The 13,093-nt window shown below is 65.0% G+C and carries 16 protein-coding genes; 10 read left to right on the top strand and 6 right to left on the bottom strand.

Going from position 1 to position 13,093, the window contains the following annotated elements; all coding sequences use genetic code 11:
- Positions 1-60 precede the first annotated feature (60 nt).
- The gene (locus QMX83_RS09070; RefSeq protein WP_282296298.1) at positions 61-945 is read right to left on the bottom strand and encodes a LysR substrate-binding domain-containing protein; all 885 of its coding nucleotides are present in this window, start codon (positions 943-945) and stop codon (positions 61-63) included.
- A 101-nt stretch (positions 946-1,046) separates the two neighbouring features.
- Here QMX83_RS09070 and QMX83_RS09065 point away from each other — a divergent pair, with 101 nt between their 5' ends.
- On the top strand, positions 1,047-1,217 hold the full coding sequence (locus QMX83_RS09065; protein WP_282296297.1) for a hypothetical protein: 171 nt from the start codon (positions 1,047-1,049) through the stop codon (positions 1,215-1,217).
- Between the two features lie 118 nt (positions 1,218-1,335).
- On the opposite strand, the gene QMX83_RS09060 is transcribed toward QMX83_RS09065, so the two are convergent.
- The 3 genes from QMX83_RS09060 to QMX83_RS09050 form a co-directional block, all read right to left on the bottom strand.
- Positions 1,336-3,507, bottom strand: a complete 2,172-nt coding sequence (locus QMX83_RS09060; protein WP_282296296.1) for a hypothetical protein — start codon at positions 3,505-3,507, stop codon at positions 1,336-1,338.
- Positions 3,508-3,596: 89 nt separating this feature from the next.
- Positions 3,597-4,001 carry a VOC family protein gene (locus QMX83_RS09055; RefSeq protein ID WP_282296295.1) on the bottom strand — a complete coding sequence of 135 codons (405 nt, stop codon included), beginning with the start codon at positions 3,999-4,001 and terminating at the stop codon, positions 3,597-3,599.
- A gap of 146 nt (positions 4,002-4,147) precedes the next feature.
- Complete coding sequence (locus QMX83_RS09050; RefSeq protein WP_282296294.1) at positions 4,148-4,696, bottom strand: outer membrane beta-barrel protein; 549 nt, start codon at positions 4,694-4,696, stop codon at positions 4,148-4,150.
- Between the two features lie 275 nt (positions 4,697-4,971).
- Here QMX83_RS09050 and QMX83_RS09045 point away from each other — a divergent pair, with 275 nt between their 5' ends.
- From QMX83_RS09045 to QMX83_RS09035, 3 genes are read left to right on the top strand one after another with little or no spacing between them, the layout of a single operon-like run.
- Positions 4,972-5,436: a DUF2975 domain-containing protein gene (locus QMX83_RS09045; protein ID WP_282296299.1), complete on the top strand. Its 465-nt coding sequence runs from the start codon at positions 4,972-4,974 to the stop codon at positions 5,434-5,436.
- Positions 5,436-5,648, top strand: a complete 213-nt coding sequence (locus QMX83_RS09040) for a helix-turn-helix transcriptional regulator (protein WP_282296293.1) — start codon at positions 5,436-5,438, stop codon at positions 5,646-5,648. Before QMX83_RS09045 ends, QMX83_RS09040 begins: the two co-directional genes overlap by 1 nt.
- Positions 5,649-5,687: 39 nt before the next feature.
- Entirely contained in the window at positions 5,688-7,220 is a 1,533-nt protein-coding gene (locus QMX83_RS09035) for a TerC family protein (protein ID WP_282296292.1), read from the top strand.
- Positions 7,221-7,436: 216 nt separating this feature from the next.
- Here the strand turns inward: QMX83_RS09035 and QMX83_RS09030 are convergent, their stop codons facing one another.
- Positions 7,437-7,832 carry a RidA family protein gene (locus QMX83_RS09030; RefSeq protein WP_282296291.1) on the bottom strand — a complete coding sequence of 132 codons (396 nt, stop codon included), beginning with the start codon at positions 7,830-7,832 and terminating at the stop codon, positions 7,437-7,439.
- Between the two features lie 129 nt (positions 7,833-7,961).
- Here QMX83_RS09030 and QMX83_RS09025 point away from each other — a divergent pair, with 129 nt between their 5' ends.
- From QMX83_RS09025 to QMX83_RS09015, 3 genes are read left to right on the top strand one after another with little or no spacing between them, the layout of a single operon-like run.
- Positions 7,962-8,885 (top strand): LysR family transcriptional regulator, encoded by a 924-nt coding sequence (locus tag QMX83_RS09025; RefSeq protein ID WP_282296290.1) that lies wholly within the window; start codon positions 7,962-7,964, stop codon positions 8,883-8,885.
- Positions 8,886-8,893: 8 nt separating this feature from the next.
- Positions 8,894-9,316 carry a hypothetical protein gene (locus tag QMX83_RS09020; RefSeq protein WP_282296289.1) on the top strand — a complete coding sequence of 141 codons (423 nt, stop codon included), beginning with the start codon at positions 8,894-8,896 and terminating at the stop codon, positions 9,314-9,316.
- Positions 9,316-9,744: a hypothetical protein gene (locus QMX83_RS09015; protein ID WP_282296288.1), complete on the top strand. Its 429-nt coding sequence runs from the start codon at positions 9,316-9,318 to the stop codon at positions 9,742-9,744. Before QMX83_RS09020 ends, QMX83_RS09015 begins: the two co-directional genes overlap by 1 nt.
- Before the next feature lie 187 nt (positions 9,745-9,931).
- On the opposite strand, the gene QMX83_RS09010 is transcribed toward QMX83_RS09015, so the two are convergent.
- Entirely contained in the window at positions 9,932-10,279 is a 348-nt protein-coding gene (locus tag QMX83_RS09010) for a hypothetical protein (RefSeq protein WP_282296287.1), read from the bottom strand.
- A 179-nt stretch (positions 10,280-10,458) separates the two neighbouring features.
- Here QMX83_RS09010 and QMX83_RS09005 point away from each other — a divergent pair, with 179 nt between their 5' ends.
- The 3 genes from QMX83_RS09005 to QMX83_RS08995 all read left to right on the top strand — a co-directional run bounded on the left by QMX83_RS09005 (position 10,459) and on the right by QMX83_RS08995 (position 13,026).
- A complete protein-coding gene (locus tag QMX83_RS09005) occupies positions 10,459-11,583 on the top strand; it encodes a histidine kinase (RefSeq protein WP_282296286.1) in 1,125 nt (374 codons plus the stop codon).
- A complete protein-coding gene (locus QMX83_RS09000; protein ID WP_282296285.1) occupies positions 11,580-12,353 on the top strand; it encodes a LytTR family DNA-binding domain-containing protein in 774 nt (257 codons plus the stop codon). Before QMX83_RS09005 ends, QMX83_RS09000 begins: the two co-directional genes overlap by 4 nt.
- Positions 12,354-12,681: 328 nt before the next feature.
- A complete protein-coding gene (locus QMX83_RS08995) occupies positions 12,682-13,026 on the top strand; it encodes a hypothetical protein (RefSeq protein WP_282296284.1) in 345 nt (114 codons plus the stop codon).
- The last annotated feature ends 67 nt before the right edge of the window (positions 13,027-13,093 follow it).

Raw genomic sequence — 13,093 nt, 5'->3', positions numbered from 1 at the left:
GAGCCGGGCTTGCCCGGCTGCTTTTGATCGGCAATTTCGGCAAGCCGGGCAAGCCCGGCTCTACATAGTGGCCGCGTGGGCCTTGGCTTGCGCCATCACCCACTCACGAAACGCCAGGAACCCCTGATGCGTCGCCGATCGCGCGGGATACACAAGCCAGTGCGACCAGCGCGTTTTCAAGCGATGCGGTGACAACGCGATCAACTGCCCGGACTGCAGCAGCAGCTGCGCCCGGGTCACCCGCCCCAGTGCCACGCCGATCCCATCCAGCGCGGCACGGTGGTGTGATTCCGAATCATTGAGCATCGCCACATACCGGCTCGGTGCCGTCTCACCCGTCAGCGCAAACCAGCGCTGCCATTCGCCGTCCGGATCACCCAGCAACGGCCATTGCGACAACGCCGTCGCCTCTACTCCACCCATCCGCGCCACCAGCGCCGGACTGGCCATCGGCACCAGCCAGTCGTCGAACAGCGGCTCAGCGGTCACGCCGGGCCACTGCCCCGCGCCCACCCGCAATGCGGCATCGACCTGCAGCTGCCGCTCGAAATCGGTCAGCCGCTCGGTGGATTCCAGGTTGATCTCGATCTGCGGATATGCGGCCACGAACTGACCCAGGCGCGGCACCAGCCAGTTCGACGCCATCGACGGCACCGCGCTGACCGTCAGCACCCTGTCGTGTCGTGCCGCGAATGGCTGGAAGGCCTCGCCAATCGCATCCAGATGCGGACCCACCTGCTCCAGCAGGCGCTGTCCTTCCGGTGTCAGCCGCACTCCGCGGGCCTGGCGCAGCAACAGCGGATAGCCCAGCCGTTCTTCGAGCTGGCGCATCTGATGGCTCAGCGCGCTCACCGTGAGATTCATCGATTCGGCCGCACGGGTCAGGTTGCCCAAGCGGGCCGCGACCACGAAATTGTGCAGCGATTGCAGCGGCATGCGGGACATGAAGGCTTGAATCCTGCTCAAGTCAAAGTTGCGGAAATGTCGCTTTTCCGCTGCCGATGGTGCGCCCAAGATGACGGCCATTCAAGCCTTGAGGTGACGCCATGAACATCTATGAAGGGTTGTTGTTCCTGCACGGGCACGTGGCCAGTGTTGAGCTGGCACGGCAGCTGGCCGAAAGCGACCCCGTAGTGACACGCCATGCGTGTCATGAACCGCGGGAATGCCCGACGGAGGCCTTGGTGCCCGTCATGAGCGAGCAGGATTCGCGTTGACACGCATGGCGTGTCACCACGCGTATATTCCGAGCAAGCCCGCCCCCCACACCCGTGGAGACCTTAGGGTCCACCGTTTGGCACTCAGATGCCTGGGTCAGGGGCGGGCCCTTTTCCGTCAACGCGGGGCCGGCATCACCCGCGGTCGGCTCTCGTACCACTCGCGCGCGCCGGCGAGGTGCCACTGGCGCTGGTCGCCGTCCAGCTCGATGCCGGCTCCCAACACACCCCAGCGCAGGTACAGATCACCTTTCTTCTGCGCCTTGGCCATCTGCAGTCGTGCACGCAGCGACAGCCGTTCGTTCTCGGCTTCCAGATCGTCAATGGTCACCGCGCCGCGCTTCCAGCGCAGCCGCCCGGTCGCCTGCACCTCGCCCGAATCCAGCATCCCCAGCACCCACCGCGGGTAGGCGCTGCGTTCGGCAAACACGCCCAGCAGCGGCCCGGCATCGCGCAGGCGCACGTCGGTCTGCGCGTCCACCTCGAACGGTGCTGCGGCATCGATCTTCCCCTCACGCAGGGTCAGGGTGCCCCACCACGTGGCGTCGCCCTTGCCATCGCCGGTACGGATGTTCCGCAGCAGCACCGTGCTGCCACCGAGGTCGAACTGTTTGGCCTGCAGGTCCGCGCGCTTCAGCTGCGCCTTGACCTGGGCATCGCCGGCCAGCTGCATGCCGGCGACCTGCAACTGCGCACCGCGCCCGCGAAGGTCGGCACGCCCACGCCCGACCCGGCCCGAGGTGTCGAGCTCAACGTCACCACTGAGCAACCCGGTGCCGCCCAGCAAACGCACACTGCCCTCGCCCAGGTAACGGTTGTAGGCGGTCAGGTCCGGCACCCGCGCATCGGTGAAATGCAGCCGCGACTGCAGGGTGTCGCGCATTTCCTTGAGGCGTGCATCAGCCTGCAGGGCCAGGTCCATGTTCTGCCCCTCGAACAGCACCTGCTTCTCGCCGGATGCGGCCGCGCGGAACGCGGGAATGCGAACATCCAGATGCGCCTGCGCAGGATCGCCGGCCGCAATCCGACCCTTGGCCTGCGCATCACCCTGCATGCGCACGCCGGCCACCTCGGCCACCGCGGCCACCTTGGGAATGTCCAGCGTGCTGCCCGCCGCCAGTTGCCCGTCCTTGATCTTCAGGTCGGCATTGAGCAATCCACCGCCATCCAGATGGAACCAGGGTTTGCGCACGAACAGGTCGGCAATCCAGTTCAACGATTCAAACTGCCAGGCCCCACGCACCTCACCGGAAAGGCGCGGCAGCAGGGTCGCCGGGGCCTCGAAGGGAATCTTCCGGCCGGCCACGGTCAGATCCGCATCCAGCTCGCTCCCGGTCTCCTCGTCACGCGGCAGCCGTGCCTGCACCCGGATGTCCTGCGCCAGATCCAGCTGCAATGCCAGAATGCCGCGGTCGGTCGCATGCACACCGGCATGCAGCGGCAGGCGCCACACCAGCCGGCTTCCGGATTTCAGCTCGCCCCTGTCCAGGCCCAGCGCGCCCTTGATGTGCGCCTCAGCCGGCGCGGTCCCGACCTTGGCATGCGCCCCGGCGGTATCAATCTGCAACGCACGGCTGCGTCCTTCGATCTCCAGACTGGCCTGCACCAGCCCGAACTTGCGGATGCCCGGCGCTTCATCGCGGTAATGGCGCGGATAGCTGAAACGCGCATCCAGCCGCGTGTCTTCCAGCAGGGTCACGCCGTCCCAGGTCACCGTGGCCTGTTTGAACCCGGCGTTGGAGTCGAGCAGCTCCGACGGACCGCCCTTGATCTGCTTGACGAAACCCACCGTGCCGTCGCCCTTGCCCGCAATCATCAGCTTGCCGAAGCGGGCACTGTGGATGCTGTCGCTGTGGATCGCATCCAGCCGCATCACCCAGCCGCGATCACCGCGCGGCGGTGGCGGGATCGCCTTCTCCACCCGTTCCACCTCCGCCTCGACATCGGTCGCGTTGATACGCGGAATGTGCACTTCCCTGCGCACCAGCGCCGGCAGCGAGATCCACGCACTCGCCCGTTCCGCGCGGAAGATGTAGACGGTGTGATTGGCCTGGCCGCGAATGCGGATGTTCCAGACGATGGCATGACCGGGCAGCAGGGTCACCGCCGGGCCGGTCTGCAGGGTGAACTTTTCCGGCTTGCGGTTCACCACCATTTCGAACAGCGGCGTATTGAGAAACACATTGCCGGCCAGCAGGTACACCGCGTAGATCGACAGGAACCACAGCAGCGCCGTGCGCCACGGCCACGGCCACGGCAGTCGTTGTATGCGCTCGGAAATCAACGGCATCGGGGAAGAAAGAAAAACGCGGACATGCCTCCACTATCGGCAACGCCCGCGCGATGCCGCGTGAAAGCCCGCCCTCCCCGCTTACCGGTTCAGCCCGGGCGGCGCTCCGGATCCCACGCCTTGGGCTGCCACAGTTCGACCTTGTTGCCGTCCAGGTCCAGTATCCAGGCGAACGCGCCGTTCTCGTGCTGCTCGGGCCCGGCCACCACCTGCACGCCCGCCTCACGCAGTTGCGCCAGCAACGCGTCCAGATCATCCACGCGGTAGTTGATCATGAAGGCCGCGTCGCTCGGGCTGAACCACTGCGTGTCGCGCTCGGCCACATGCCAGACGGTCAGGCCACCGTCGTCGGCACGGTCATCCGGCCAGCGCAGCACCGCGCCACCGAAATCCTCCAGCGCCATGCCCAGGTGCTGGCGGTACCAGTCGGCCAGTTCCTTGCGGTCGCCACGCGCCTTGAAGAACACCCCGCCTATTCCGGTCACCTTCGCCATCGCGCCCTCCAGCACCGTTGTGTGCGGCGAGCGTACACCAGCGCTGGAAAAAAAACGGCAGACCGTTGCCGGTCTGCCGTCCGCATCGACGAGGATGCTGGTAAATCACTTACCGTAGAGCCGGGCTTGCCCGGCTGCACTGCCAATCAGAAGCGGAACTCACCACCCAGGCTATAGGTGTCCACGTCCACGTCCACGCCGCTGAACTCGCCCTGGCGACGGTCGTAGTTCAGGCTCAGGCCCCAGCGACGGCTGAAGTCATAGCCGACGTTCACGCCGTAGTACGGCTTGGTCGAGCTTTCGTCATCCACCACGTCCCAGGTGTCCTCGCGGACCTGCGCGGTCATGCGCGCAACACCCGCACGGGCACCGATGAAGAAACCGGTGTTGTCCGCGCCGAAATTCTTCTTGACCACCAGACCGGCACCGATCGAGACCAGGTCCAGTTCTTCGTCGTAGCCCACGCTCTTGTTGTACAGCGAACCCACGTGGCCTTCGACACCGATGTTCGGGGTGAACCAGTAACCACCGCCGAGGACGGCGGCCGTGTCCGACTCGCTGCCGCTGAAGCCATTGAAGCTGACTTCGGTTTCGCTGCTGCCCAGCTCGCCGCGGACGAAAGCCTGGCCGGCGAAGGCATTGGTGGACAGGGTGGCCAGCGCGATGGCGGCGGCGAGGGTAACGAACTTCTTCATGCTTTTCCTTCCAGGAATGTTGAGTGCCCCTCCGGGCGTTCGCCACTCTGCCCGCTGTTCATGTCCATGTCAATTTTCTGTTAATTCGATCATCACATAGCCTGCGGGGGCTACTGCTGACTCTGGACAACGCCCACCTTTATCGTTTATCAATAAACCGACGGTCACTGGCGGCCGTCGATCCTGGAGGCCACGTGGCAGGCAGTACCGACCGACCCTCGACGTCGGGCGACATCGTTCATTTCACCCGCATCGCACTGCGTGCCGTCATGGGCCTGTGCTGGCTGGGCATCCTGGCCGCCCTGTGCGCCTTCCCCGTGGTGTATTTCGACCGAAGCTGGCTGCTGCAATCCGCCGGGCTGACCGCTGACCAGGCCCAGCAGCAGTGGTTGTTCCCCCACTTCAGCCTGGGTCTGCTCGGCATCGTGGTCCTGCTCAGCATTGGCCTGGTGTTCCTGCGCCACCTGCAGCGATTCGTGCGCGCGGTCCGCGGCGGGCATCTGTTCGCGCACGGCCACGCCCTGCGCCTGCGGCGGATGGCCTGGTTGATGCTGGCGATGGAACTGCTCTCCATCGCCATTGGCCTGCACGCCAGCTGGATGGGCCCGGCATTCGCCTGGATGGAGGTCGGCGGCGGCATGTCGATCACCGGCCTGATCGCGGTGCTGATGCTGTTCGTGATGGTCCGCGTGTTCGAGGCCGGTGCGGCCATGCGCGAAGACCTGGACGGCGTGGTCTGATGGCGGTGGTCATCACCCTGGACCAGATGCTGGCCAAACGGGGTATGACGCTGTCCGAGCTGTCCAGCCGCGTGGACATCACCCTGGCCAACCTGTCGATCCTCAAGACCGGCAAGGCCAAGGCGATCCGGTTTTCCACGCTAGACGCCATCTGCCGTGAGCTGCAGTGCCAGCCCGGCGACCTGATGACGCATGACGAAAATGCACCGTGATGCGGCTCTACTTTCTGTTTCCTATTGAGATGACCTGTAATGGAATGGCTCGCTGACCCCAACATCTGGCTGGGGCTTGCAACCTTGGTGGTGCTCGAAATCGTATTGGGCATCGACAATCTGGTGTTCATTGCGATCCTGGCGGACAAGCTGCCACCGCATCAGCGCGACCGCGCACGCCTGATCGGCCTCAGCCTGGCATTGCTGATGCGGCTGGTGCTGCTGGCCGCGCTGTCCTGGATCATGAAGCTCACCGAGCCGCTGATCGATGTGTTCGGCCATAGCTTCTCCGGGCGCGACCTGATCCTGCTCGGCGGCGGTTTGTTCCTGTTGTTCAAGGGCACCATGGAACTGCACGAGCGCCTGGAAGGCCGCGAACACAGTGAAAACGGCAACAAGGTGTATGCCGGCTTCGCCGCCGTGGTCACCCAGATCGTGGTCCTGGATGCGGTGTTCTCGCTGGACTCGGTGATCACCGCAGTCGGCATGGTCGACCATCTGGGCGTGATGTATGCCGCCGTCACGATCGCCATGGCGGTGATGATGCTGGCCAGCAAGCCGCTGACCCGCTTCGTCAACAAGCACCCCACCGTGGTCGTGCTGTGCCTGGGCTTCCTGCTGATGATCGGTTTCAGCCTCGTGGCCGAGGGGCTGGGCTACAAGATTCCCAAGGGGTATCTGTACGCCGCCATTGCGTTCTCGATCCTGGTGGAAAGCTTCAACCAGTGGGTGCGCTTCAAGCGTGAGCGCAACGAGAAGCGCCTGCCGTTCCGTCAACGCACGGCCGACGCGGTGCTGCGCATGCTCGGTGCGCAGCCCAGGCAGGGCCAGGACGACGCGCACGAAGAAGGGTCCAGCGAAGAGCGCCTGGAACCGGCCGAACAGGACATGATCCGCAGCGTGCTCAGCCTGGCCGATCGCCCGGTGTCGAGCGTGATGACGGTACGTGCGGATCTGGAATGGATCGATGTCGGTCGCGGTGAGGCACACGCGATGCAGAAGCTGATCGACTCGCCGCACACCCGCATGCTGGTGGCCGAGGGCGACCTGGACCAGGTGCAGGGCATCGTGCAGAGCCGCGACCTGCTGGCCGGCGTTCTGCAGGGCAAGCCGCTGTCCCTGCAGGATGCCCTGCGCGAGCCGGCCTACGTGATCTCCAGCGCGAGCGTGTTGCAGGCGCTGGAGGTCATTCGCGAGCAGCCGGTGCCGGTTGCCGTTGTGGTTGACGAGTACGGCAGCGTGGAAGGCCTGGTCACCGCCAACGATCTGCTGGCGGCGATTGCCGGCGACCTCGCCGACACCCAGGACGAACGCTATGGTGTGCAGGCGCGAGAAGACGGCAGCTGGGAAGCGGATGGCGCGCTTACGCTGGACGACCTGCAGCGCCTGACCGGGATCAACTTCCCGCGCCACCCGCGTTACCAGACCCTGGCTGGACTACTGCTGCAGCAGCTGGACCGCTTGCCGGTGGAAGGCGACGCCATCGAGCACGAGGGCTACACGGTGCAGGTAGATGCCATGGACCGCCGCCGCGTCACCCGCCTGCGAATCACTCCGACATCGGGCACCTGATCGCACAATTGCCGGGGGCCGGGATGTTGGGTGCATCGGTAGAGTCGACCTTGGTCGACTGCACGGAAGCCAACATCGTTCGATATCGGCGTGATCACGAACGATGACGCGCTTCTGCGCCAGGCACCCGGCCTTCGCCGCGCCGACCGCCGTAATCGGCGGTCGACTGTCGTGCGACCCTACCCATGCTCCAGACCCAGGGTCATACCGTCCGCCTCACCGCTCCGGCAACTTCGCCACCACCTTGAACTCCACGTCGAATCCGGCCAGCCAGGTCACCCCAACCGCCGTCAACGTCGGATGGGGGGCCTCGCCCCAGTACTCCATCACCACCGGCCACACCCGCTCCAGGATGTTGGCCGGATCGATCATGAACACCGTCACGTCCTGCACGTCATCGAACGTGCAGCCGGCTTCGGCCAGGATCGCGTTGAGATTCTGGAACGCCCGCCGCACCTGCGCCTCGACGTCCGGTTCGGGGGAGCCATCCTCACGGCTGCCGACCTGCCCGGACACAAACAGAAGGCCGTTGGTCTTCACCGCCGGCGAATAACGGTAACGGTCATACAGATCCTGTCGACCCTTCGGAAACACCACATCACGCTTAGCCATGAAACTCTCCACGGGGCGACGCCCCTGATTGCGATGGCTCCATGCTGGACGCGCCCCGGGCGTAGATAAACCGCCCCGTTTGTCCAACACTGTTTGTAGAATCCAAACAATCACCCTCCTGGAGCGCCGATGGACCGCTTCGATGCCATGCGCGCCTTTGCCCGGGTTGTGGAAACCGGGAGCTTCACCCAGGCTGCGCAGACCCTGCACATGAGCCGCACCACCGTCACCCAGCTGGTGCAGCAGCTGGAAGCCCGGCTGCGGGTGCGCCTGCTCAACCGCACCACCCGCCAGGTGAATGTCACCGCTGACGGCGCGGCCTACTACGAGCGCGTACTGCGCCTGCTGGCCGACCTCGACGACGCCGAGACCAGCCTGTCCACCTTCGCCACCAACCCGCGCGGACGCCTGCGCGTGGACGTCCCCAGCCCATTGGCGCGGCTGATCATCGTTCCTGCCCTGCACGACTTCCACGCCCGCTGGCCGGACATCCAGCTCGACCTCGGTGCCAGCGACCGCCATGTCGATCTCATCGACGAGAACGTGGACTGTGTCATCCGCGGCGGGGCCATCACCGACCCGTCGCTGGTCGCCCGCCACATCGGCGACCTGCAGGCCGGCCTGTATGCCGCGCCTTCGTACCTCGAACAGCACGGCACGCCGGACCATCCATCGTCGCTGGAAACCGAGCCTCACCAGATCATCGGCTACCTGCGCAAACACGGCGGTCGCCTGCTGCACGTCACCCTGCAGCGCGGGGCCGAGCAGCTCACCGTGCAGGGTCGGCATACCTTCGCCATGGACGACGGCAATACCTACATGGCGGCGGGGCTTGCCGGGCTGGGCGCGATCTGGCTGCCCGACTACATGGCGGATGCGCACGTGCAGCGCGGCGAACTGGTACGTTTGTTCCCGGACTGGACACTGGAGGCGATGCCCTTGAACCTCGCCTTCCCGCCGAACCGCCACGTCAGCGCCAAACTGCGGGTGTTCATTGACTGGGTGGTGGAACTGATGGATCGACACGTACCGGTACGGAGGCCGCCGCCATGATCGAGGGCATGCTTGAACTCTTTGGCACCCGTCTCGCACTGATGTTCGCGGGAATCGCGCTGCTGTATCTGCTGTGGTCGACCGCACCGATCTGGTGGTCGATGCTGCATGTGCTGCGGCGGCCTGAGATGCAACAACGCTGGGGCTTTGCGTTTACCGGGGTGGCGTTGATCTACGGAGCAACCGCGCTGATCTTCCTGCTGTTCGGCGGCCTGATGAAACTGCACGACCTGCTGCTGCAACCCGCACATCTGTCGTGGTCGTGGGTCGTGACGCCTGGCATCTGGGCGTTCGAACGTCATCCGAGGGTGTTCCCCACGTTGTTCGCGATCTCTCACCTGCTGCTGACGTGGTGGATCACGCGCACGCTGGCCACCCACTGGACGCTGCTGTGCGCACGCAGCGCCCTTCCGACCAAGGTGCCGCGCTGATGAAACTGCCCGACGATGAACTCAGCGTGCTGCTATGGGTGCTGTTTGAAGAGGGACTGTGGATCGCGTGGATCACCACGCCGATCTGGTGGCCGGTGCTGCGGGTCGTCATGCAGCGCGGCCGCCTGCCGCATCCACTGGCCTACATAGCCGTTGCCGCCGCGCTGGGTTATGGCTTTGTCGGCGCGGTGATGCTGATTGCCTTTGTTCCGCTCAAAGTGACGGGGCTCTTCCTGGTGCCTCAGTTGCTGGAGGCCGGTATTGCCGCTGGCGAGCCATTGCACGCCGCCGACCGGGCCATCACCGGCCTGATGGTGCCACTGATCATCTCCTTGCCGTTCACGGCGATTTTCGGCTCGATCACGCTCAATCGCCGCTGGCGCGCACTCTGCGGCCTCGGGCTGCAGGAAAACGTTGAGCACCGGTAGGGTCGCACGACAGTCGACCGCCGATAACGTCAATCAGCGTTTTGGGGCATGGGCTCGGCCGAAGAGCTGGTTCCGACCAACTGTCATGCCTTCCCGACCGCTGTACCGCTATCGGCGGTCGACTGGCGTGCGACCCTACCGCATTTCGCCACCGCGTTTCGTCACCACATTTCATAACCGCGCTTTTTCACCGCGTTTCATTACGCGACGCAGTCCGCGGCAGCGGCACTATCACCAGCGTATCGCCCCGGCACACATCCACATCGCGGTAGATGACCTGGCGACCGTTGCGAAACTGCAGCCGCACATCGAATCGACACCCCGTGTCGCCCAACTGCACGGTCGCACTACCGCCGCCGCCCGTGATCGGGTCAATCGGGCGCGAGCGGAAAGCCTCGCTGCCAGGCTCGGCGACGTCCACCGCCATCACGCTGTCGTGTGCGCGGTTGAGCAGGTTCAGATACCTCGTCGCGCCAGCATGCGCGGCGCAGGCAAGCAATACGATGGACATCAACACGATACGCATCAGCTTCATGGCAACGGCTCCGGCCGGGGTGTGCCCCCATGGGACGGCCCGACGGCCCTGCCCCGCCACCGTTCCGGGACGAATCGTCGAGGTGGGAGGACCAATCGCAGTGCGTCGTTCAAGGCGCTTCACCCACTGCCCTGCCGCGCCTAAGATGACCCTGGCCCTTCGGCCCAGGACCCACGGTTATGCCCATACGCCTTGGCGACACTACCCTGCCCCTGCCCCGCTATCTGCTGCTGTGGGGCTCGGTGATCGTCATCTTCGCCGTGCAGAACTGGATTGCCGGCCACGTCCACGGCCAGCACTGGTCGTTGTTCACCCACCTGCGCTGGTCGGCCATCCAGTGGGGCACCTGGGCCGCGCTGGCTCCGCTGGTGTTCCGACTGGGCGCGCGCTATCCGCTGCTCAGCGGCACGCACTGGATCGGCCTGGGCCGGCACGTGCTGCTCAGCTTCGGTACCACTTCGGCGGCGATGGCCATCGGCGCGCTGATCTCGACGCTGTTCGAACCCAGTGGCTTCTTTGAGCAGTTGGCATACTTCATCGCCCAGCACTTCGCCACCGGCCTGCTTACCTACTGGGCCCTGCTGGCCATCCAGCAGGCCCTGCACTACCACGCCGAAAAGTCGCGCCGCGAACTGGAAGCCGCCCGCTTGGCCACTGAACTGGCGCAGTCCCGGCTGGTGGCGCTGAAGTCCCAGTTGCAGCCGCATTTTCTGTTCAACACGCTGCACGCCATCATCACCCTGCTCGATGAAGACACACTCTCGGCGGAGGACATGCTGCTGCGCCTGAGCGAACTGCTGCGCGCCTTCCTGGAAGACTACGACGGCCAGGAAATCCCACTGCGACAGGAACTGGATCTGCTCGAGTTGTACCTGGGCATCCAGCGCACCCGCTTCAAGGACCGCCTGACCACCCGCACCTACATCGCACCGGACACGCTGGATGGCGCGGTGCCCAGCCTTATCCTGCAGCCGCTGGTGGAGAACGCGGTCCGCCACGGCATTGGCCAGCGCGTCGGCAGCGACGTGATCGAGATTGAAGCCCGTCGCGACGGCGACAGCCTGCTGCTGGAAGTCCGCAACCGCAACAGCGTGCTGGAGGCCGGCGACAGCAAGGCGGCAGGCCATGGCATCGGCATGGCCAACACCCGTCTGCGCCTGCGCGAACTGTATGGTGACGCCGCCGAGGTGCGCCTGGACATCACCTGGCCGGAAGGCGTGGCCTGCCGCGTGCGACTGCCGTTCCGGGAGATCGAGAGCAGCGACGACGCGCCCGAGTTCGATGCGGGGCTGGCTGCCCCATGAGCATCACGACACTGGTGGTGGACGATGAGCCGATCGCACGGCGCGCGATCGTGCGGTTACTGGAAGAAGACGCCGAGATCACGGTGCTGGGTGAGTACGGTGATGGCGTGTCGGCGGTGAACGCGATCCGCGCGCAGTCTCCCGACCTGGTGTTCCTCGACATCCAGATGCCGGCCATCACCGGCCTGGATGTGGTGGCCACCCTGGGCATCGAACGGATGCCCGCCACGGTGTTTGTCACCGCCTACGAGCAGTACGCGGTGAAGGCGTTTGAAGCCAATGCGGTGGACTACCTGGTCAAACCCTTCAGCCGCGAGCGCTTCGCGGCCACCCTGCAGCGCGCCAAGGTGCGGCTGGCCCAGGCCGGCGGCACGAGTGCCCAGACCTCACAGCAGATCCTGCAGGCGCTGGATGCCCTGCGTCAGCGTGACCAGTATCTGGAGCGGGTTCCGGTCCGCGTGGACGAACACGTGGTACTGGTCCCGGTGGACGACATCATCTGGATCAAGGCGTCACGCAACAGCGTGCTGATCCATGTCCCCGGCCACGTGCACGAGCTGCGCCAGACCATGACCCAGCTGTTCGAGCGGCTGGACCCGCGCCAGTTCGCACGCGTCCACCGCTCGGCCATCGTCAACGTGCGCCGGGTCAAGGCCATCCATCCGTGGTTCAACGGCCATCATGTGGTGACGATGGATAACGGCCAGCAGCTGCGGATGAGCCGGTACCAGAACGAGGCGTTTCTGAAGCTGGTATCGACGCGGGTGTGATTGCGGACTGCGGACTGCGGACTGCGAATCGCGAACTGGGAACTGGGAACTGGGAACTGGGTTTGGCAACTGGGGTTGGTAGGGTCGCACGACAGTCGACCGCCGATAACGGTCGTCGGTGCTTTGGGGCATGGCCCCCGCCCGGCAACGGCTTTCGTCAAACGCCATGCCTTCCCGGGTGTTGAAACGCTATCGGCGGTCGACTGTCGTGCGACCCTACCGAGCCTCCGCCTGACAGATGCCAGGCCCGTCGACCAACCCATCACCCCCGTCAGCACATCCGCTATGATCCACGCAGGGAAAGATGATCCATCGGCAAGGGGACGAAGTGATCGAATTGAACAAGCCGCTCCAGCTCGGATGGGGCCGTTTCGCGCGCGTGGCCATCATGTTCCTGCTGCTTGCCGCAGGCTGCATTGCGTTGGATTCGGGCGAAGATGACATCGGCCCGGGCATCCCCATGGCGATCTCGGTGGTGCTGATGCTGGCTTATCAGGCGACTGGATGGCGGCGTATGCAGAGGGCGCACGCGATCGAGCCCCTTTCGCTCTCGCATCTGGATCGCGTGATGAAGGTGATGATCGGTCCGATCATCCCGGCCGTCATCTGGATCATGGTCATCATCGCCCCGATTCCCATCTACCTGGTCTACTTCATCATCAATCTGCGGTAGGGTCGCACGACAGTCGACCGCAGATAACGGTCGTCGGTGCTTTGGGGCATGGACCCGGCCCGGCAAC

This window comes from Stenotrophomonas sp. PS02289 (assembly GCF_029960115.1).
Taxonomy (GTDB): domain Bacteria; phylum Pseudomonadota; class Gammaproteobacteria; order Xanthomonadales; family Xanthomonadaceae; genus Stenotrophomonas.
This window is presented reverse-complemented; position numbering and strand designations above follow the sequence as displayed.